This is a genomic window from Rhizosphaericola mali (assembly GCF_004337365.2).
In the GTDB taxonomy this organism is placed as follows: Bacteria; Bacteroidota; Bacteroidia; order Chitinophagales; family Chitinophagaceae; genus Rhizosphaericola; species Rhizosphaericola mali.
Window position 1 is genome coordinate 328,893 of sequence record NZ_CP044016.1, and the last position, 19,317, is coordinate 348,209.

Genomic DNA, 19,317 nt, shown 5'->3' on the forward strand with positions numbered 1-19,317 from the left:
TGTAATAACGTAACTACAATAGAAAAACATTTTGCTTATGAGTATGATAGGAAATTTACTGCGAGTAAAGCAATCCGAACTAGAAGAATATTTACAAAACAGTTCATTATTGGAAGACCGAATCAATGATGATGAAACTGAAAATAAAGAATTAACGGATATTGACAAATCTTGGGATGGAATAATATTTTTGCTCACAGGACAAAGTTTAGCAAACGCCGAACATAATCTTGTTAGAGTTTTATTTAGCGGACAACTAATAGACGAAGAACAAGATTTAGGATATGGACCAGCTCATTATTTGACACCAAAACAAGTTGCAGAATTAAATACAGAAATCTCTGCAATTACAATTAACGATTTAAAGCTGAAATTCAATCCCCAAAAAATGAATGAACTAGAAGTTTATCCAACAATTTGGGATGAAGGCGACGATGCATTTGATTACGTTGCTGATGGATTTAAAACTTTGCAAGACGTATTTGCGGAAGCAACAAAAAAAGGAGAAGCGATTATAACATTTCTAAACTAATCAATAAAACAAGGCTACAGCTAACATGAACTGTGTAAAATTTCATCCTAACTATTTCTAACAAGCATTTTAGGCAATACCTAAAATGGAAGTCCCTCCGCCTACTTTATCTGTTTTTTACAAGCAAATTGCATGTATCAATTCATCTAAAAATGAAAGTATATGCAATCTGTAACTAATCCATTTGAAGACATTGTATCTCGTTTAGAGAGATTACAGTCTAGCGTTGACCTAATTTCTGTCAACCAACCCAAAGCACAAATCGTACGGCAAGAAAATCCCAATGCACTACTAAATTTAAAAGATGTAGCTGCGATTTTAAAGATTCCGATCAATACGGCACGCTATTATATTGAACACAAAAAACTCCCAGCCGTAAAAAATGGCAAAGCATTTAAAATAAAACAATCTGACTTTTTAGATTGGATTGATCATGTTTATTTGAAAAAACAACCGCGAGAATCATCGGAGGGAAATCTCGCTATAGCCCCAAATCATATGCGATCCATACATCAAAGATTTAAGAAACAGCGCAGTTAATTGTGTATTTTTTATTCTCAGAATTTTAAAAAGTGTAAAAATTAAAGTCTTTGAAGTGCTTTGATTTTCTGAAAATATTCCATTTTTAGTATTGCTTTTTTTGAGTTGAAGGCTATTTATTTTGGAAAGAGTAATTTCTAAATGTTGCTTTTCTCAGTAAAATATTCGAGTTCAATCTTTAGTTTTTAATGCCAAATATTCTCATTGATTTAGTAAAATGAGATAGTTGGATTTTAAAAGATATATCCAGTAAATAATACAAAAGTTAGATTCTGAGCACTTTCTTATGAAAGACTTTAACCAAAGACTCATATAGTTGGAACTATTGGTGTTTTTAGGGGCAAGCGGTGTTCTTGTCGAACAATAAATCCGCTATCACGGATTTACGCTTGCCCCTGACTCCCGATGGTCGCAATTGATTGGTTGTAAGCCAATGTTTATTGGAATAACAGAAGCTTATTTTTTTACTTCAAAATGACATGTATGGAAACACAAAATACAAAGAGAAAATCAAGAGGTAGACCAAAGTTGGATCGTAAAAAGGAACGTCGTCTTGCACTTAGATTGTCTTCTGCCGAGTATCTTATCGTAAGCGAGAAAGCACAAGAAGCAGGATTGAAAATATCCTCTTATTTGCGAAGAGCCGCCTTGTTTTCAAAAATATACTCCGGTCTATCGATACCGCAAATGCAGTTGATCAGACAACTTGCTGGCATGGCAAACAACATCAATCAGGTAGCAAAGCTTTGTCACCAAGAAGGTATTCTATCTGGATTAACCTATTTCGAAAATTATAGAAAAGCACTAGACGAGATACTTCAAAAATTAAAAAGACCATGATCAGTAAATATATTAGTTCCGGATCATTTAAGCGAAGTTGTAATTACGTTCTCAATAAAAAAGAGGCAGAAGTATTATGCGCAGTTGGTGTAAGAAGCCATGATGCTAATTTAATGGCGATAGATTTCGAAATGCAAAGATTGTTGCATGCATCAAAAAACAATGCCTGCTTTCATGGTATCTTAAGTTTTCATCCAAATGAAAAGCCTGATAATGCATTGATGGTTCTGATAGCACAGACCTATCTTAACAACTTAGGTGTAGAAAATACGCAGTACACAATCGTTCGTCACCATGATAAAAACCATGCGCATCTGCATATAATTGCCAATCTGGTCAACAATGAAGGAACGGTAATTTCAGACAAATGGATCGGCTTAAGGGGCAAGAAAGCAGCACAGGCTTTAACCTTGAAATTTGGATTGATTTCTGCGGGTGAAAAGAAAAAAATAGGAAGCAATCAAATTTCATTGAATAAAATGGAGCTGGTTCGTAATGAAATACGCTATACAATAACCAACGAAATCCTTCAATGTTCCAGCCTAGCACGACTAGAAAAAGCCCTTTTACCGCAGGGAATCCACATGCAATTTAAATACAGAAGAGGAACACAACAGATCGAGGGTATCAGTTTTAGAAAAGGAGAATATAGCTTTAAAGGTAGTTCCATTGATCGTCGCTTTTCCTATAATGGTCTGCATAAAATCTTTAGGGTGGTGGAATTGAAAACAAAAATAAAAGATTCATCGACGCAGAATAATCGTTCAAAATATAGCCAGAACGCTGATTCTCCTTTGGCGTCTAAAGATAACCATGCAAGTCGTTTCGATAAATATTCCGATTCAGCTATCTATCAAAACACAGGAGACCTCAATTCGAATACGCTAGAAAATGTACATGCAGCACTAGCTGAAATATGGAAAGTCGCGATCAGTCTTCCAGCTGAAGATGGAAACTATTTCGGTCATATCACAGAGGACAAAAAGAAGAAAAAACGTAATCGAGACAATTCGATGAGAATGTAATTAAGTGTAGACCCAACAATTTATTGAAAACCTATTTAAAGTAAAATTTATGGAATCAAACAGTGATATTCAAACCGTTTTAATAGAAACAGTTGTAAAGAAACTCCGAGAACAAAATGATTTACTCGTACGCATACAAGAGCAAACGAGTAAATCCGATCATTTGCAACCAAAACTGGAAGCCATCCGAAATGAGCTTCATCAAATAAAAAAAGGTGATTTGTTTTCTCAAATACTTACACAGGAAATCAAGGCGATAAAAGCACCGATCAATGGAGTACTGCGGTTATTGGATGCCCCTATTGAACATACAAACATCCATCATCATCATTTTCCTAAATTACTTTGGATAACTATTGCACTGTTATTGCTTTGTGTATGTCTCATAACGAGCTGGAACCATTGTTCGAATAAATTGGATAACTACAAATTCAATGACAGTAAATATCGGTTTTTACAATTGCAGGAAGGAAAATCCTTGCAAACAAAACTGAAATGGGTGGATAGTTTGTATAAAGTTCGTCCCAATATGCTAGATAGTGTAAACAATTTAGAACAGGATCGCAATGCCAAACTAGAAATGATTCGTCAAGCTATAGAGATGGAAAATAAAGCTAAGGAAATGCGTAAAGATGCAGAGAAATAAGAACGCATTTTACCGTTTATATCTTATTCTGTACAGATTGGTTAAGTGATTTAAGTTGTTTTATTGTTTTATTTCTAGTGTGGAAGCATAATTTCCCGCTTCCCCAAAGTGAAACTACAAACAGTAAAGAAAAGAGCACAAAAATATACCCTTTTTGATTTTCATTATAGAGACGATTATTCAACATGATTAAAATAAACGATAGTAAAACTGTCTTTTATTTACTAGTTATGCAATGGATATACAAAGGCTCTTATACAAGTTACATAATTGATCTGTTTTTTAACTTTCCCATTGGAGGACAAAATGTGTACATGCCATTGTTCTGGTAAGTTGTTATACCTTTTTAGATACCGCTGCAAAGACTTCCTCAAGTGTAGCACCTTGACAGATGGCGGCGGAGATTTTACGATCTTTGGGTAGATAGCTTACACTTTCTATAGTGAAGCCGTACCATCTTTCCATTTCTAACAGAAAGGTTCTGATGGACAAGTTGTTATAATGTCGAACGGTCTTTGTCCAGTTAAGGGCGGTGGTTGTTTCTAAGGAACTATAGGAAAAAGAATCTTTTATTTTATTTTATTTTTTGCTCCATTTATATAGTAAGTATGAACAATTTACAACCTTTTCTAAGTAATAAGCACTAATAATAAACCTTATTTAAAAAATAATTTTAATAAAATAAAACTTAAAATTATTGGAACTGTCAGCATAAGAAATGAGATTATAACTATAAATAATTTATTCAAAGTACATGTACTTTCAAAAAAAAATGGAGTTTTTTTTATTTTAATATCATCTAACATTTTTTTTCCAATTACCATATTCGTAAAATAGAAAAGCAAAAACATAACAATACATCCAACACAAAATAAAAATCCCTTCGATAAAATTAAAAATAAAAAATAAAAAATAAAAGGTATTATCCAAGATATCAAAATCCAAGTGCAGTATAACTTAGCAGAATAATCTGGGTTTTTACCTTTTAAAATTTTTGCTAAATTTAAAAACCAATTATACAAAAAATTAAAAATCATTTTATTTTTGTTAATGTTTGCGAATAACAGTATCATCAATCCCCAACAACTCTTTGGCAAAATTCAATTTCCCCATGGAACCTAATAAACCATAAGTAACTAACTAAATAATTACAACTGGATTTGACACACTTAATAACAACAATCCGCCTGAAACAATTCCATCAAATGCATCTTGTCTTTTAATACCATCTCCCAAATACTTCATTGTTAAATTTGCTATAGTTAATGTTGCGCCAGCTATCTTCAAAGCTTTTCCATATTTTCCTAATTTCTCAATTGATTCATATAATGATTACTCATCCCATTTTCAATCCCTTTATTTAATACATCCATTTTTTTCCTTACCTAACCCCTCAATTGTGCCAAACATTCACCCGCATGTTCCATAAAAATGATAAAAAAGCGAATTTTCCTTAAACAAGCATGGGGTTATCTTATATTGGCTGCAAATTGGTTGAAGTCGAAAATATTGCCAAAATAAAACTTTCTTAAGTTTGGAAAAAATAAACAGATATTTCATAAAAATAAGAAACAATATATCTTTAGTTGAAGAATATATATTCGAATATATTCAAAAGAATGCTTTCAAATAAATCGAAGAATATTCCAAGATTATTTAAATCTTGGAATAAAAAAAATCATTAATAATATTTGTACTAAAGATAAAAAGGCATTATTCTAAAATATTTATAGATCCTTCATATTTAAAATAGGTCTTATGTAAGTTACATTATTGATTCGTTTTTTCAACCTTCCCGCTGGAGGACAAAATGTGTACATGCCATTGTTCTGGTAAATGGTTATTCCTTTTTTCGATACCGCTGCAAAGACTTCCTCAAGTGTAGCATCTTGGCAGATAGCGGCGGAAATTTTGCGATCTTTGGGTAAACAACTTACACTTTCTATAGTGAAGCCGTACCACCTTTCCATTTCTAACAGAAAGGTTCTGATGGATACGTTGTTATAATGACGCACGGTCTTTGTCCAGTTAAGGGCGGTGGTTGTTTCTAAGGAACTATAGGTAAAAGAATCTTTTATTTTATTTTTTGCTCCATTTATATGGTAAACTTCCATCATATTTTTACGCTGGGTCAAAGGTTTGCCTTTAGGCTCTTGCAATGTAGCGAGGGATACCTCTCCATTTAAACGAATGGCTTTTGAATAACCATACTCAGATCGTACCATAAATTCTCCGCCATAGGTTAATATTTGGCTATTATAGTTTTCCAATGCGAGCATTTTAGCTCCATTATTTTCCGGGAACTTCACATATGCTTGTCCTTCCAACCTGCAATAAATAACAGCGCTATCTTTAGGATTAATTAGATAATGTAATTTAGATCCCCCATCTAATCTAATGTACAGACCACTCGGAAGGGAGATGATCGCCTGCCTTTTTGGAGGGGTACTGATTGTAACAAAACTATTTTGGGGAAAATTAAAATAAACATTGGGGTGAATCGACAGTTTTAATATACCTGTCGGTTGCTGAGAGAATTCAAGATTGTTGAAACGAAAGACGCCTCCTAGAAATTTGTTGTCTATTCTTTTTTGAAATAAATTTTTCATTTCTACATCACAGGCAAAATATTTTTGGTCCAGGTCACGATCGGGGGCAAGAATAGAACAGTTTTCCCCAATAAATACTTCGGGCTCTTGTTGCTCCTTAAAATTATAATGAGAAAATAAAACCAATAAAATAACAAATAATCCCATGCAGGCACAAGACAAAAGAACACGTATTTTTTTACGATAAGTCTTTTTTTGTCGTATTTGTCCTATAAGGTTTTCAATGTCTATATCTGAGGTCTTTGGCAATCCGTCATTTTCACTAAGATTCTGACTTTGCCATTTATCTAAGTGTTCTAAAATGGTATCGTCATCTTGTAGATGTCCTAACAAATCCAATTCACGCAATTCGGATGCCGTGATGGTTCTTTTTAGGAGCTTGTCAAAAAGTATTTCTTTTCTTTTTTCAATCCAATGCATATTACAAGGAATTTACAATTTCAATAATGGTGATAAGTGATATTAGTCCCAATAACTGTTTTATTTTCATCGTAGCTCTAGAAGCTTCGTTTTTTATGGTTTGTTTGGATAAATGAAGCATCGATGCAATCTCGTCATTTGAATACCCCTGTTCATACTTAAGTTTAAATATTTTCTTTTCTCCTGGAGGTAGTTGAGCGATAGCTTTTTCCAATTGCTCTTGATATTCTTTACTTAACAAAATATCGTCCGCACCTAAATCACTTCGTTTATGGTAGGCATTTATAATAGAAACGGTATGGTCATGTTTTTGTCTGAGTCGGTATAAAGCAATCTTATGTACCATCCCCAACATCAAGGCAATCGGTGTATTTTCATGAGCGAAATGCCCGCGTTTGTCCCATAACTTTTCCAGTAATTCAGATTTGATCGCATTAGACAAATAACTATCCAAATTATCGAATCGAAGTAGATATTGGTCAATGATTGGCTTAAGGCTATGATAAATAGACCTCAATGCATTTTCATCTCCTTTCGATAATTGTCGAAACAGTCGTCTCACTCTATATTTTTCATCCTCCTCCATTTTCTCCTACGCTTGTTTGGTCAAAAAATAGTGTTTTGAAAACACTGTGTAATAAAGGCAGTTACATATAGTCAAAATAAAAATTTAAAAAAAATTAGATTTTGACTGGTACGAAGGGCCTTTTTCTGCAATATATATATGAAAGACTGTAATTAATCTGGAAAGGGAACTGAATTTAAAGTTACAAAAAATGAACAGGTAAACGATCCTTAAAATATTATTTTATTGACCTAGATCATAGATGGGTAAAGACTTCGGTGAATATTGTCGAAAAGGGTGAACTATTGTTAAACGTCAAATAATAATTAAAAGTAAGCAGCACAATCAAGTGTCAAAATATAAAAAATAGAATTATGAAAAAAGAAATTATACTATACATTATTCGAGTATTACTACTGATCTTATTTCTGTATGCAGGTGTAGAAAAAGTATTTCGTATGGATAGTTTTTATAGGGATATGTCCAACCAGCCTATAGTCAAAAGTTTAGTTCCAATAGTGACTTATATGATACCACTAGGAGAAATTATTGCAGCAGGGTTACTTGTTTTTGATAGAACAAAAAAAGCGGGACTATATATCAGTTGTTTATTGATGTCGGTATTTATGGGATATGTAGCACTTATAGTGGCAGGAAAATTTCCCAGAAAACCTTGTAGTTGTGGAGAGCTCATTAGTAAGCTCAGTTGGACAGAACATTTATTATTTAATCTATTTTTTTGGTTGCTAGCAATCGTAGGTATTTATCTAACCATGGCCGTGGGTAAGCATAAAGACAAACCAACAGAAGGGGAAATGGTCCGGATTTCCCGAGTCTGATTTAATGGCGGATAGGTAGGCTAAAAATCGAGTCTACGATCTGATGGCTGACCGGAAGGGATTTATTATTTCATATTTAAAAAAATAAGCGTATGCTTACAATCAGCAAAAACAGCAAAGCCCGCAGCGTCATCATGGCCGCAGCAGCAGTTCTTGCCATCGGCGGAGCCATGGCAAAGAATATTCAAACTACCAAGTATAGATACAATGGTAGCACGCCACAATCGGCAGGAAGTACAATTAGCCAGAACGCCTCTGACTATAGCGTTATTAATTCTGGAACATCCTATGGTTGTGATGAGGATGATTCTAAAATATGTTCCTATAGTAGAAATGCATCTGGACAATTTGTACAAGATGAATTAGGCGTCTACAATGCGGATTAATTTTTGTGACGTCTATTTAAACGGAAGGGTGGTCTTTGATATCAAGATCACCCTTTTGTATTTACTGCCATTTGAACTATTATGTAAGAGTACGCTATTGATTATTTTATTCTCTTTTATTTTGTTCCATACCTGATAATTGAATGACGTAATCTGGAATTGGAAAAATGTATTTTGAACTATTGGGTTCAAGTATTAATATATTCCCATTAAGATTTCTTGATAAAATAATATTCGCGCCTTCTTTATTTAATCGTCTAAGATCTGACCATCTAATATTTCTTAAGACAAGTTCTTTTCTTCTTTCTTGTAATATTCTATTTAATAGTTCTGTGTTATTTAATGTATCATACTTAGGGAAAATATAGTTCGCATAACGAAATTTAAGCAATTCGTTAAGATCATTTAAGGCATCGTTTCTTTGATTATTTCTGATTTCGCATTCGGCTTTAATTATTAGAATTTCATCGGTCGCCAGCCCAGTAAATTTATAAATAGATGAATAAGATGCGCCTAGATAATTTCCTTTCACATTAATGGTCTTTCCATTCGTATTCACCTTGAAAAAAAATGTTTTTCGAAGATCGTTGTTATCATACATCTTATATAAAGTGGTATCAATACTATATCCTGTTGCAGAAGATAAGCTCGAGGAGGAAACAGGGTAATTAGAAATACTAATTCCTACCCATGACACTTCAGGGTTTAAAGTGGGAAATGCAGAATTAGCGGTCTTGTTTAAATTATTATAATCTAGAAGCGTATTATATAAAACGTAGGAACTATTTGCATTTTTCAATGCTGCACTATAGTCTCTCATTGATAAATATACTCTTGCGAGCATAGCATATGTTGCGGCTTTTGATCCTCTATTTTTTAATGTGGATGAAGGTTGTTCAGGCAATAAAGTAAGTGCCTCTTGTAAGTCATTGATTACTTGTTGATAAGAGACCAATACATTTGATCGATTCATTTTTTCATTAATGTCTGCATTTAATTTCAAGGGAATACCTAAGTCAGAGGCAGCAGTGCTACTGTCAAATGCTGGTGCAAAAATTTGTAATAAATTAAAAAAATTAAATGCTCGAATGAGTAATGCATCGCCTTTAATACTATTAAATTCAGATTGGTTTTGCGCTGTAAGTTCCATTTTGTTTAATGCATTAAGAACGACATTGCAGTAAAATATTTCTTGGTACGGATATTCCCAATCAGAGGCATTTGTAGCACCTTCCCATATATCCGTTTGCCAAGAATATGCATTGCGGTAATAGGGTCTAACAAGTGCTTGATAACTAGAATAATCAAGAAAATAATCATCTGCGGATGTTTCTGCTATCATAGGACTATAATTCATATGATAGCTTAATGTAATATTGTCAAGTATTGCCCTCAAGTCAGATAAATTTGAAGGGGTGGAGATATCGGAAGATGGTTTTGTATCTAGAAATTCTGTTTTATTGCATGCAAAGCTTGCCAAAGTCATCACAAAAAGTATAGTGCATAAATAAATATTGCTTATTAATTTCATTTTTGAATAGTTATAGTTTAAAAATCAATTTTAACCCCAACTGTTAACATAAATGGATTGGGATAAGTATATCCGCTTGCAGCTGGAATAACATCTGGATCGATTCCATACTTATTGGCTCTCCAAAGTATAGCTATGTTACTTGCATAAATATAGAGTTGGGTATTTTTAATAAATGAAGACACCGTGTTTAACTGATAATCTAGACGAATATCTTGCAACCGAATATGATCGCCTTTAGCAATAACCGCATCAGATCTTTGATAAATAAAGTCTCTATTGGCATTTGCTGGATAAATCATTGCGGGAATGTCTGTTTTTAACTCATCTCCTGGATTTTGCCATCGATGTTCGAATATTTCATTTGGAGAAAAATAATTTCCTGTGAATAAATTAGCGTAGTTTATGGAAGGTCTTTGGAAATAATATCCGAATTTATAGGTTACATTGAAAGATAAAGCATATCTACGATAGGTAAAGGAATTTCTAAAACTTCCAAAAATTGCAGGAGTAGCCCGTCCAATATAGTGAAGATTCTTAAGGTTGGTAGAATTTAGAACACTGGTATAGCCAATATCTGTACCTTCTGTTATGTTGCCATCCAGCCATACCCTTGGATTCCCCTCTTTGTTTAAACCTGCCCAAGAAAGTGCAAATACACTATATAAAGGATAGCCCTGCATAGGAGAAATGCTATTGGTAAAAAAATTAGATATTGAACCAGTAGGCATTAGATAATGGGACACTTTATCATTTACATAACTGAACAGAAAATTCGTGTTCCATAGAAAGATACCATTCAAATTATGACTTTCAAGATTAATATCTATCCCTTTTCCTCTCATATCAGCAACATTTCCCTTAAAACTGCTCATTCCAGAAGTGGGATCCATAGGACTATAACCTATTAAATCTTTACCGTTTTTTAGATAATATTCTATCGAACCTTGAATCCTATTTTGGATTGTTGCAAAGTCAATTCCGAAATTTATCGTTCTTGTTTTTTCCCATCGCAACTGATCGTTTGGTGGATTGACAATATACATGGTTTTAGAACCGTAGACATTATTCGTATATGGACTAATAGTTACAAGTGAAGAAAGCGTATTGTCAACATTACCATTGTATCCATAAGTAGTTCTTAATCTTAGATAAGGAAGTTCCTCTAAGTTATAAAACCCCTCTTTATTAATATTCCAAGCCAATCCTGTTGACCATAATGGAACTCCTTTTTGATTACTTTTAACACCAAAAATGTTGGACTCATCTTTCCTAATACTTCCCGTAAATGTATATTTCTGTTTAAACGAATATGAGGCATTGGAAAAATAAGACAGAAAATGTGCTGTGGAACTATAGTTGGAAATGCCATCCCAAATCATCTCTGTACCCCAATCATTATAGTATACGGGAAACGTATTGTAAAAATCCATATTGGAATGGGTTAGAGTGGCATCATCATATCCATAAAGCCGATAACCTTGACTAGCGTTTTTTGCCGACCTGATTTCCATTCCCCCTAAAAAAGAGACATGGTGTTTTAAATTCCATGTTGTATGATAATCTATCACCCCTCTCAAATTGTGCGACCAATATTGTTTATTTGAAAAATCAACGATACTACCTAATGGAATTGGACGGATAATATTACTTGAAGAAAGATTTACCTGAGAGAGCTCATTGATTAAATTACGTGTATAAAAAGTATTTTGTGAATATATATCCTGCTGCTTGGAAATTCCTTTATTGTATTGATATAGTACACTTATAGACAATCCTGTTAATATCTTGTAAGAACCGCTTACATTGATTCTATAATCAGTTAGTTGAGAAGTATTATCTGCATTGTGTAGTTCGTCTAAAGGACGATATTGCCAATCGAGTAGATTTCCACTTCCAGCTGTATCTGTATAGGATTGCCGATAATAGATGGGAACGGATAATGCGTTTCCTTGTTGATCGGCTATCTGTTCATATGGATACGAGGAGGATAATCCATAATTGTTGTTTGTTGTATTTGCATGGGTAAATACAATGCCCATTTTTAGCTCTAGTCTCTGTTTGAAGATACGAAAAGTGTTTTGTGCATTTAATGTTACCCGATCATTTTTATTTCCTTTTAAGGAAAAAAGGGATTTATCATAGCCTCCAGATAAATAATATTGTTGGTTGTTTGAACCGCCACTTACACTTAGAGCGTATTGTTGAGACGCGCTACCTCTATAAAAATATTTCTGTAGATCTTTTCGAATGTCATAATGGCCTAATACGAGCAAGCTGTCTTCTAATTGCGAAGCTGTTATTTGGCCATTTTTCATGCTGTTCAATAATTCTACCGCAGGAAGAATACTTTGGTATTTAGTGGATAAAGTGTAATCGTAATATCCTTGATCGAATAAATATTTTTCGACTTGTATAAAATTTTGGGAATTTAATATGGGGGTATAGTATAAATTAGGTTTTCTACTAAAGCCCACATTCCCATTGAAAGAAATAGAGGGCGGTCGGTTATATTTACCTTTTTTTGTAGTAATGACGATTACTCCGTTACCTGAATAAGCGCCCCATATAGATGCAGCTGCTGCGTCTTTAAGGATGGTTATATTTTCAACATCATTAGGATTGATGGTACTAATATCCCCATTGTAGGGGAAATTATCTACAATTATCAGCGGTTCTGCATTTGCAAAGATTGTACTTCTGGTACGTATCGAAATGTTGGATTGATTATTTTGGGCGCCAGCATATACATTTTTATTGAAAATTAATCCACTGGTAACTCCATCTAATCTTTCCAATATATTGGCACCTGTACTGCGATTCAATAGTGCGCTATCCATCACAACAAAGCTACCAGTAGCTCTTTGTCTTGAAATTTGTTGATAGCCAGTGGAAACAATGACTTCGTTGAAATCTGGAGCGTCTTTATCTAATTTAACTGTAATAAATCGTATTGAATCTAAGGAAACGGGTATTTGCTTTTTTTTATAGCCAGGCAAGTAAACTGTAAGCGTATCTGGTTGACTTATCGTACATGTAAAATTGCCATTTTTATGCTCAATCTGTACATCCTTTTTACTTTTTAAATACAATTTTAGCTTTTCTTTCTTAGAATTCTCGGGTATGAAAACTCGCCCACTCACAGTAACCTGCTTTGATACTTGTCCGTAGCTGTCTGCAAAGGAGTACGACCATATAAGAAATAGTAATAATATAGATTTATAGTTCATCTAGTTAATTTTTTTCGGGTTAATTATGGACATTATGCAGAGGCGTATCTCGTATGATCAGCATATTGATTTTACGATATTGTTTTTGCAAATGGATATTGTTACTATTAAATGCAGTTCGGATAGCATGTATATTTTTGATATCAGATCTGTTTATCTGAAAATCCAATATTCTATTACTGTTCGTTTCATCTATTAATACAGGACTATCCAAAACGGCTAATTGGTGGATGATTTGACTGCCAGTTCCATGATAAGAAATGAATTCTGTTCTAGAAGTGTTTTTTGGGCTGTAATGCTCATTGCCACTATTATGGCTTTTCTTTAATACCCAACATGGTACTAATTTTTGTTCCCAAATTACAGATAAACCCAAAAAATGAGTAAGGTCAGATTGCATCAGTTGCTTGCGAGAGAAATTTTTAGCAGGATTGATTATTGTTTGTTCATAGCAGAAAGTATGTAAGTTGCGCCACTGTCTTGAATAAGAGGGGCTATAGATGGCAGTGGGGTTTGAACATTCTAGGGAAACTCTATTTTCGAGATCACATCCAAAAGCAAGTCTTAATAATAATATGGGTGATAAGTTAATATAATAGTACCTACTTTTTCTCGTGGAGCTATCGTACTGACGCCCAAATGCGGCGCCCGCACCTGAGATATGTTTTGTAAATAAAGAGCTATACTTTAGATTATTTAATACTTCTGGATTTTCTAATAAAGCTTTGTTCTTATCAAAATCTAAAAGGTCTTTTTTTATCTGCAACACAGGCTTTGAGCCGTTAAGTAGAGTTCGTATATTTTTATAGCTGACTTCATCTGCTCCAGTGGTAGAAACTAAAATACGGTCTGGACTTATCCATATTTCATGGGGAACCATTTTGTGAGGAAATAATTGATTGATGTATTCTTTGGGATCCTTGGCTAAAACAAAAGGTAGTATTAAATTCTTTTCTTTCCATCGGTTTTGGATCGTCTTGTGGACAATATCTAAGTTTTCATCGTGACACAGAACGATTACCTGTATTTTATCTTTAAATACTTTTTGTAAACTATCGAGTTTGGGAATCCCCGGCTGGCATCCACCACACCATGTTCCATAGAAGTCTAATATGACTAATTTACCCTGAAAATCATGTAAATGAATTACGGAATCTTTGTAATTAATAACGTTAGGCAACTCGAAATCTGGAACCGTGTCACCAATAGTTAGTGGCTTTATTTCCTGCCCACTTACGGAATGTATGGGCAAAAGCATCCCCATTACGATTAGGATCGTTTTTAAATTCATTTGAAATTGAATTAGTTAGTTATAAAATGTTGTGCAATATGAGCGCTAACAAAATGATTTATTTCACACTAGGAAAAACATTTTGGAATTGTGTAAATAAATGTAAACAAGCAGTTATCCTCAACTAAAGGAATGCATATAGTATAGTTGGATAAGCCTATAACTTAACATTGTTGAAAAGTAAAGACTCAAAAAGTAATGCGTTAAACTATTTATTTAAATAGTAGGAGAACGCTATAGGAAAATTATTATTAGCTTGGGTTGCGTGGTTTGCACGCATATTGTTGATTGGCCTTGGCTATCTGCCAATGCATTTGTTGTTTTTGATTTCTTTGTACGCTCCTTTTTTTTGGAGATTGTGTAGTTATTCTTCTCATTGTTCTTAATTGACTAGTTAAGAAAGACGAGTCTAGGTTAAGAAAAAGAGGTAAGACTCCATTTTCCCCGTTGCAATTAAAAGTTTCTGAGGCCTTATACGCACGGTTAACAATGGAGCTCACCTCCGCTTCAAAAGTACTCAAAAGTTGAATACTTTAAGAAGATTTGTGAGCTTTCCCACTGTCTTGTGCGTTGCCTCAGAATTTTGCAACAAGACTCTTTATGTAATTTAAAGTTAGAATTATATCAAAATGTAAATATTTTCAGTTCAAATATACGATTTGTTTTATTACGAAAATAGACTAATTAAAATTATTTTTTGTATTCATTTTGAAATGTGACAAATAATAAAGAAATATTGACAAATGTTGGTCAGAGATTGAAAGATTTTAGGGGAAAAATCTGTATTTCATTAATAGCGTTATATGAAATAACGGGGATTTCCAACGCAACATTATCAAGAATTGAGCGTGGCTTCAATCATAATAGTAAGAATATTGAAATTCTTAGTCAGGCATTCGGCGTTTCAGAACTAGAATTCCGAAATAGCAAAATCAACATTCCTCCTAGGAGGAGATTGGTCAATAGTCTGAAGGCATATGTTAAACGAGAAAATAGAAATGTAAATGTAGATGTTTTACTAGAAGGTAAGCATACCTCACATTTTTTAGATTTGTATATTGAAGATGGCTTTTTAAAGGAATTTAAGACTATTAAGCAAATTTGTCTTGGAATAAAAGATGAATACGATATTAAGCTAGTTGGTCCTGACGTATCTAATTTACTAAAATACCGCATTAAAATTGGATCAATAGAAACTCGTCTTGGGCAAAAAAAGGGCACTTTTGAATACCGAAGTATTAAAAAATGATTGAGTCATTGGTTGACAAAAGGCTATAAATCATACAATGTTATATTTTATAATATCATAGCTTATAGTATGTTCTTAAAATTCCTGATACAAATACATCTCATTCAAATATTACGGCATGATTAAAAGATGCAAAACTGAAGGATATATATGAGTATTTTACTAAAAGTATTACAGATCTCTTATTGCTTATTTTGTGTTATATGCGTCAATGCAATAAATATAAGAAGTTTTGCGTCATTAGAATTTTTAGGATAAATTAATAATAATCAATTGAATAATTAATTTTTCCGATTGAAATATAGAAATTACTAAATTGCGTATATTTATATGTTACCTGCAAGCATAACACCAAGACTACAAAATTGAACTTTATGACGCCGACAGAAAAGCTAAAATTGATAATGGCTGAACAATATGTTTCGGAAGACGGAGACGAATATAAAGTTGAACTTAAGGAAGGTTTAACTGACCAACAAATAGACGAATTAGCCAAAGCGCTACCAACAGGACAAATTTCTACTGAAATTATAGCGTTGCTAAAATTTGCAAGTGGATTTGAATTCTACGGACTTGAAGAAGTAACATTTGACGGTATTGGACAATTTGGTTTTGAAGATTTTTTTCCAAATTCAGTTCAACTTGCAGGAGACGGATTTGGAAATTATTGGATTTTAGATGTTGATAAAAATGGGAATTGGGGAAATGTTTTTTATGTGTGTCACGACCCTGCAGTTATTGTTAAACATTCGGACAACTTAACGCAATTTATCGAACACGTAAACGACTTTGGAAAAAATGGTAACAGTTCTAACCTTGATATAATTCACGAAAAAGTAGTTTTTGACATTTGGCAAAAAGACAATGGTTTTATTGAACTTGATAGCGCAAGACAATCTAACGACACGACCTTGAAAAACTTTGCATTATCGCTTCCTGACAATTTTGTAATTGCCGACTTAAGAAACAAACCTATTCGAAGTGGTTTTGCTTGGGGAAAATTCGGACCGAACATTGACGAAGCAAAACGACACGAAACAGAACTAATTTGGGGAATTGAAAAGCTAGAAAAAAAAGGATTTCTGTCAAAATTATTTGGACGGAGATAGCAAACAAAAAATGCCAGCAGGTAACATCGGTTTGGCACAAGAGCGGCAGAAGTGCTAGGACTCAACATTTGTACTTTTTTCGTCGCAAAAACCGCTTGATTTGTGCTTTTGTTTCATTAATTTAGCATCATCAAGCGATTTTGCTTGCGGATGTGCTGAATTGAACTTTTGTACTTTCTTTTCCGCTCCTGCGCCAAGCCGCGAACCGTTAGCTGCGATGAAGAAATTTGAACGTCTTAGTTAAAATTGACAAAATACTGAGGTGAATTTTATAATAGTAAATAGCCATTGTTTTGAAATTTTCGCATAAAATTGTTACCGAAATTCCGCTCGAAAAGCTATGGAATGAGAAATACGAAATTGGATCCCAAAGAATTAGAATTCTAAACAAAAAAGATATTCAATCTATAATTAAAGTTCAACCAATTGTATTTGCAATTGCCGATGTTGGAAGAAAAATAGAATGGATAGATTTAGCAGAATGTTTTAATGTCTGGAAAAAAGTAAAAAGTCAAATAGTTGAAAACTCAAATTGCATACAATTAGAAGATTTTCCGGAAAACATTGCATATATAGCAAGTGAATGGATTGACGAACGTGGAGCAACTTTGATTTTATTGGAAAAATATCACTAAGACCAAATATAATATAAACACCGCAGCTAATATGAGTTTGACGATTTGTGACGGGCGAAAGAATATCGGCTCAACTGAATATCATTATTGAACTTTTGTACTAAATTTGAACTGAGTAATGACTCTTTTGGTCAAAAATCTTAAGCCAAAGAATAGTTGTACGCAGTATTCCTAGAAACAAAATAATTACAATGACTCCAGAAGAAATATTGCAAATTTTTATTGAACGGCACAGATTAGTAAGTCCGCTCGATCCAGAAGCTGATGAAACTATTATATTGAGTATGTATTCGACAGTTGACGATTGGAGAGACGCTTGTGATTTATTACCATGGCATGGTTTAGCCAAAGCATTAGATGATGAATTTGAAATGAATGCTACAGACGAAGAATGGCGTTCTGTTTTGAAACCATCTTATAAAAGAACGCTTCAAGATGTCTGTAATTTCATAGGCAAAAAAAGTAAAAAAGGAGCGATAGAGCCAGTAAAACTATTCGGAAAAGAATGCTTATCTGCTGCCGTTTTTAAAGCACTAAAAAATAATTTAAGTCAAAGGAATATTGACACCAACGATATTGCACCATCTAGCGAAATATCTCCTTATATAGAAAAGTATCTAGGAGAAATTATTACAGAAACTACATTCTTGTCCAAGGGGAAAAAAGTATTTGATTCATTCAAGCCAAAACTCAAAAAAAGAGGGTTTTGGAATTATATAAACATTTTTGATAACGACAGATACACATATCCAACTGGTGGTGTAAAAACATTTAGAGACTTGACTTTGAAGATTGTTGAAGCAAAAACGTCTGAGTAATTTGATAATCAATTTTCCTTTAATAAGACCAATAAGCTTACTTTCTCAACAAGAGTTTGACTATATGTGACGGGAAAAAGAATTTTGGCTCAATCGCACTATTAATACATGACCTTTGTTTTTAATTTGAACCGAGTAATAGCGAGTTTCGTAACAACCTGTCCAGCCCGAAAATATTGGCTGGAAGATTTGCACAATGCTCAACACCTTCAACAAATTGAAATTATATTTACAAGAAATGAATGACCAAAGCAAAAAAATGTTTTATTTGGCGACAACTGGAATTTTGGCTTACGTTATTGCAGATATCATACACGAAGTTATAGGGCATGGAGGGACATGTTTAATTTTTAGAAACAAAATTGAACTATTGACAAGTGTTTATTTTAAAAGTCGACCTGGAAATATATTAGTAGACATTGGTGGGCCGACAGCTAATTTAATCTTTGGTATTTTGACATTTTATATTCTAACAAGAACATCTTTTGCTAAATTATTTTTCTTTCAAGTAACCGCTTATAACTTATTTTGGTTTTCAGGGACAATTTTGCACTCTGCAATTAGTAAAACAGGTGATTGGACTTATGCAATAAAGGAAATAATAAGCGAACCTTACTCAAGAATTTCATTAATTACAACAGGGATTTTATTTTACACTATAATTCTAAGAGCTTTGAGTTTTTATTTAAGGATTAATAATAGCGAACAACAAATTGCGGCTTTAACAACGAAAAATATTTTTTATTCATTCTTATTTGCCTTTGTTGCTGCTTTTGTGGCCGGGCTTTTTTTTCAATCTGACAGGCTAAATTCGGGATTGGAAGGTTTACTTGAAATGGCTGGCTCGTTACCAATCTTTTTATTAAAATTTAGAAATGATTCTAATGAAAAATTCAGACTAAATTATTATTTCGGTTTGATAGTTCTTATAGTTTACTTAGCTTTTTGTTTGACACTTGGAAAAGGAATAATTTACTGAAAAGAAACAATCAGTCAATATCTAGAATTTCGCTTTGAGCGAAGAGTTATAAATGAATCTCCTTGGGGGGTGA

20 protein-coding genes are annotated in these 19,317 nt (G+C 33.3%); 12 read left to right on the plus strand and 8 right to left on the minus strand.

Going from position 1 to position 19,317, the window contains the following annotated elements:
• Positions 1 to 37: 37 nt before the first annotated feature.
• The 5 genes from E0W69_RS01350 to E0W69_RS01370 all read left to right on the plus strand — a co-directional run bounded on the left by E0W69_RS01350 (position 38) and on the right by E0W69_RS01370 (position 3,583).
• Positions 38 to 532: a YfbM family protein gene (locus tag E0W69_RS01350; protein WP_225321358.1), complete on the plus strand. Its 495-nt coding sequence runs from the start codon at positions 38 to 40 to the stop codon at positions 530 to 532.
• Positions 533 to 694: 162 nt separating this feature from the next.
• Entirely contained in the window at positions 695 to 1,072 is a 378-nt protein-coding gene (locus tag E0W69_RS01355) for a helix-turn-helix domain-containing protein (protein ID WP_131328237.1), read from the plus strand.
• A 483-nt stretch (positions 1,073 to 1,555) separates the two neighbouring features.
• The gene (locus tag E0W69_RS01360) at positions 1,556 to 1,912 is read left to right on the plus strand and encodes a plasmid mobilization protein (protein ID WP_191967929.1); all 357 of its coding nucleotides are present in this window, start codon (positions 1,556 to 1,558) and stop codon (positions 1,910 to 1,912) included.
• Entirely contained in the window at positions 1,909 to 2,937 is a 1,029-nt protein-coding gene (locus tag E0W69_RS01365) for a relaxase/mobilization nuclease domain-containing protein (protein ID WP_131328239.1), read from the plus strand. The genes E0W69_RS01360 and E0W69_RS01365 overlap by 4 nt, the downstream gene beginning before the upstream one ends.
• A gap of 49 nt (positions 2,938 to 2,986) precedes the next feature.
• Positions 2,987 to 3,583, plus strand: a complete 597-nt coding sequence (locus E0W69_RS01370; RefSeq protein WP_131328240.1) for a hypothetical protein — start codon at positions 2,987 to 2,989, stop codon at positions 3,581 to 3,583.
• 336 nt (positions 3,584 to 3,919) lie between these two features.
• Here E0W69_RS01370 and E0W69_RS01375 read toward each other — a convergent pair whose 3' ends face one another.
• The 4 genes from E0W69_RS01375 to E0W69_RS01385 all read right to left on the minus strand — a co-directional run bounded on the left by E0W69_RS01375 (position 3,920) and on the right by E0W69_RS01385 (position 7,198).
• Positions 3,920 to 4,075, minus strand: a complete 156-nt coding sequence (locus tag E0W69_RS01375; protein ID WP_150925989.1) for a DUF4974 domain-containing protein — start codon at positions 4,073 to 4,075, stop codon at positions 3,920 to 3,922.
• Between the two features lie 648 nt (positions 4,076 to 4,723).
• Positions 4,724 to 4,870, minus strand: a complete 147-nt coding sequence (locus tag E0W69_RS20385; protein WP_191967930.1) for a hypothetical protein — start codon at positions 4,868 to 4,870, stop codon at positions 4,724 to 4,726.
• A gap of 440 nt (positions 4,871 to 5,310) precedes the next feature.
• Positions 5,311 to 6,612 (minus strand): FecR family protein, encoded by a 1,302-nt coding sequence (locus E0W69_RS01380; RefSeq protein ID WP_131328241.1) that lies wholly within the window; start codon positions 6,610 to 6,612, stop codon positions 5,311 to 5,313.
• Position 6,613: 1 nt separating this feature from the next.
• Entirely contained in the window at positions 6,614 to 7,198 is a 585-nt protein-coding gene (locus E0W69_RS01385) for an RNA polymerase sigma factor (protein WP_131328242.1), read from the minus strand.
• 353 nt (positions 7,199 to 7,551) lie between these two features.
• Here E0W69_RS01385 and E0W69_RS01390 point away from each other — a divergent pair, with 353 nt between their 5' ends.
• Together E0W69_RS01390 and E0W69_RS01395 are read left to right on the plus strand one after the other, a co-directional pair.
• Positions 7,552 to 8,016: a DoxX family protein gene (locus E0W69_RS01390; protein ID WP_131328243.1), complete on the plus strand. Its 465-nt coding sequence runs from the start codon at positions 7,552 to 7,554 to the stop codon at positions 8,014 to 8,016.
• 92 nt (positions 8,017 to 8,108) lie between these two features.
• A complete protein-coding gene (locus E0W69_RS01395; RefSeq protein WP_131328244.1) occupies positions 8,109 to 8,402 on the plus strand; it encodes a hypothetical protein in 294 nt (97 codons plus the stop codon).
• 106 nt (positions 8,403 to 8,508) lie between these two features.
• Here E0W69_RS01395 and E0W69_RS01400 read toward each other — a convergent pair whose 3' ends face one another.
• The 4 genes from E0W69_RS01400 to E0W69_RS01415 form a co-directional block, all read right to left on the minus strand.
• On the minus strand, positions 8,509 to 9,933 hold the full coding sequence (locus E0W69_RS01400) for a RagB/SusD family nutrient uptake outer membrane protein (RefSeq protein WP_131328245.1): 1,425 nt from the start codon (positions 9,931 to 9,933) through the stop codon (positions 8,509 to 8,511).
• Between the two features lie 17 nt (positions 9,934 to 9,950).
• Positions 9,951 to 13,163: a SusC/RagA family TonB-linked outer membrane protein gene (locus E0W69_RS01405; RefSeq protein ID WP_131328246.1), complete on the minus strand. Its 3,213-nt coding sequence runs from the start codon at positions 13,161 to 13,163 to the stop codon at positions 9,951 to 9,953.
• 19 nt (positions 13,164 to 13,182) lie between these two features.
• On the minus strand, positions 13,183 to 14,454 hold the full coding sequence (locus tag E0W69_RS01410) for a TlpA family protein disulfide reductase (RefSeq protein ID WP_131328247.1): 1,272 nt from the start codon (positions 14,452 to 14,454) through the stop codon (positions 13,183 to 13,185).
• Between the two features lie 251 nt (positions 14,455 to 14,705).
• On the minus strand, positions 14,706 to 14,975 hold the full coding sequence (locus E0W69_RS01415) for a hypothetical protein (RefSeq protein ID WP_131328248.1): 270 nt from the start codon (positions 14,973 to 14,975) through the stop codon (positions 14,706 to 14,708).
• 194 nt (positions 14,976 to 15,169) lie between these two features.
• On the opposite strand from E0W69_RS01415, the gene E0W69_RS01420 reads away from it, so the two are divergent.
• From E0W69_RS01420 to E0W69_RS01440, 5 genes are all read left to right on the plus strand, one after another.
• Positions 15,170 to 15,703: a helix-turn-helix domain-containing protein gene (locus E0W69_RS01420; protein WP_131328249.1), complete on the plus strand. Its 534-nt coding sequence runs from the start codon at positions 15,170 to 15,172 to the stop codon at positions 15,701 to 15,703.
• A gap of 374 nt (positions 15,704 to 16,077) precedes the next feature.
• Complete coding sequence (locus E0W69_RS01425; protein WP_131328250.1) at positions 16,078 to 16,812, plus strand: SMI1/KNR4 family protein; 735 nt, start codon at positions 16,078 to 16,080, stop codon at positions 16,810 to 16,812.
• A 293-nt stretch (positions 16,813 to 17,105) separates the two neighbouring features.
• Positions 17,106 to 17,447, plus strand: a complete 342-nt coding sequence (locus E0W69_RS01430) for a hypothetical protein (RefSeq protein WP_131328251.1) — start codon at positions 17,106 to 17,108, stop codon at positions 17,445 to 17,447.
• A gap of 191 nt (positions 17,448 to 17,638) precedes the next feature.
• Complete coding sequence (locus E0W69_RS01435; RefSeq protein WP_131328252.1) at positions 17,639 to 18,265, plus strand: hypothetical protein; 627 nt, start codon at positions 17,639 to 17,641, stop codon at positions 18,263 to 18,265.
• Between the two features lie 238 nt (positions 18,266 to 18,503).
• Entirely contained in the window at positions 18,504 to 19,244 is a 741-nt protein-coding gene (locus E0W69_RS01440; protein WP_131328253.1) for a hypothetical protein, read from the plus strand.
• Positions 19,245 to 19,317: the final 73 nt, after the last annotated feature.

Bases quoted from the DNA above. Each gene is read 5' to 3' on its own strand.
- E0W69_RS01350 (WP_225321358.1), top strand. From the start codon at position 38: ATGAGTATGATAGGAAATTTACTGCGAGTAAAGCAATCCGAACTAGAA.
- E0W69_RS01355 (WP_131328237.1), top strand. From the start codon at position 695: ATGCAATCTGTAACTAATCCATTTGAAGACATTGTATCTCGTTTAGAG.
- E0W69_RS01360 (WP_191967929.1), top strand. From the start codon at position 1,556: ATGGAAACACAAAATACAAAGAGAAAATCAAGAGGTAGACCAAAGTTG.
- E0W69_RS01365 (WP_131328239.1), top strand. From the start codon at position 1,909: ATGATCAGTAAATATATTAGTTCCGGATCATTTAAGCGAAGTTGTAAT.
- E0W69_RS01370 (WP_131328240.1), top strand. From the start codon at position 2,987: ATGGAATCAAACAGTGATATTCAAACCGTTTTAATAGAAACAGTTGTA.
- E0W69_RS01380 (WP_131328241.1), bottom strand. From the start codon at position 6,612: ATGCATTGGATTGAAAAAAGAAAAGAAATACTTTTTGACAAGCTCCTA.
- E0W69_RS01385 (WP_131328242.1), bottom strand. From the start codon at position 7,198: ATGGAGGAGGATGAAAAATATAGAGTGAGACGACTGTTTCGACAATTA.
- E0W69_RS01390 (WP_131328243.1), top strand. From the start codon at position 7,552: ATGAAAAAAGAAATTATACTATACATTATTCGAGTATTACTACTGATC.
- E0W69_RS01395 (WP_131328244.1), top strand. From the start codon at position 8,109: ATGCTTACAATCAGCAAAAACAGCAAAGCCCGCAGCGTCATCATGGCC.
- E0W69_RS01400 (WP_131328245.1), bottom strand. From the start codon at position 9,933: ATGAAATTAATAAGCAATATTTATTTATGCACTATACTTTTTGTGATG.
- E0W69_RS01405 (WP_131328246.1), bottom strand. From the start codon at position 13,163: ATGAACTATAAATCTATATTATTACTATTTCTTATATGGTCGTACTCC.
- E0W69_RS01410 (WP_131328247.1), bottom strand. From the start codon at position 14,454: ATGAATTTAAAAACGATCCTAATCGTAATGGGGATGCTTTTGCCCATA.
- E0W69_RS01425 (WP_131328250.1), top strand. From the start codon at position 16,078: ATGACGCCGACAGAAAAGCTAAAATTGATAATGGCTGAACAATATGTT.
- E0W69_RS01435 (WP_131328252.1), top strand. From the start codon at position 17,639: ATGACTCCAGAAGAAATATTGCAAATTTTTATTGAACGGCACAGATTA.
- E0W69_RS01440 (WP_131328253.1), top strand. From the start codon at position 18,504: ATGAATGACCAAAGCAAAAAAATGTTTTATTTGGCGACAACTGGAATT.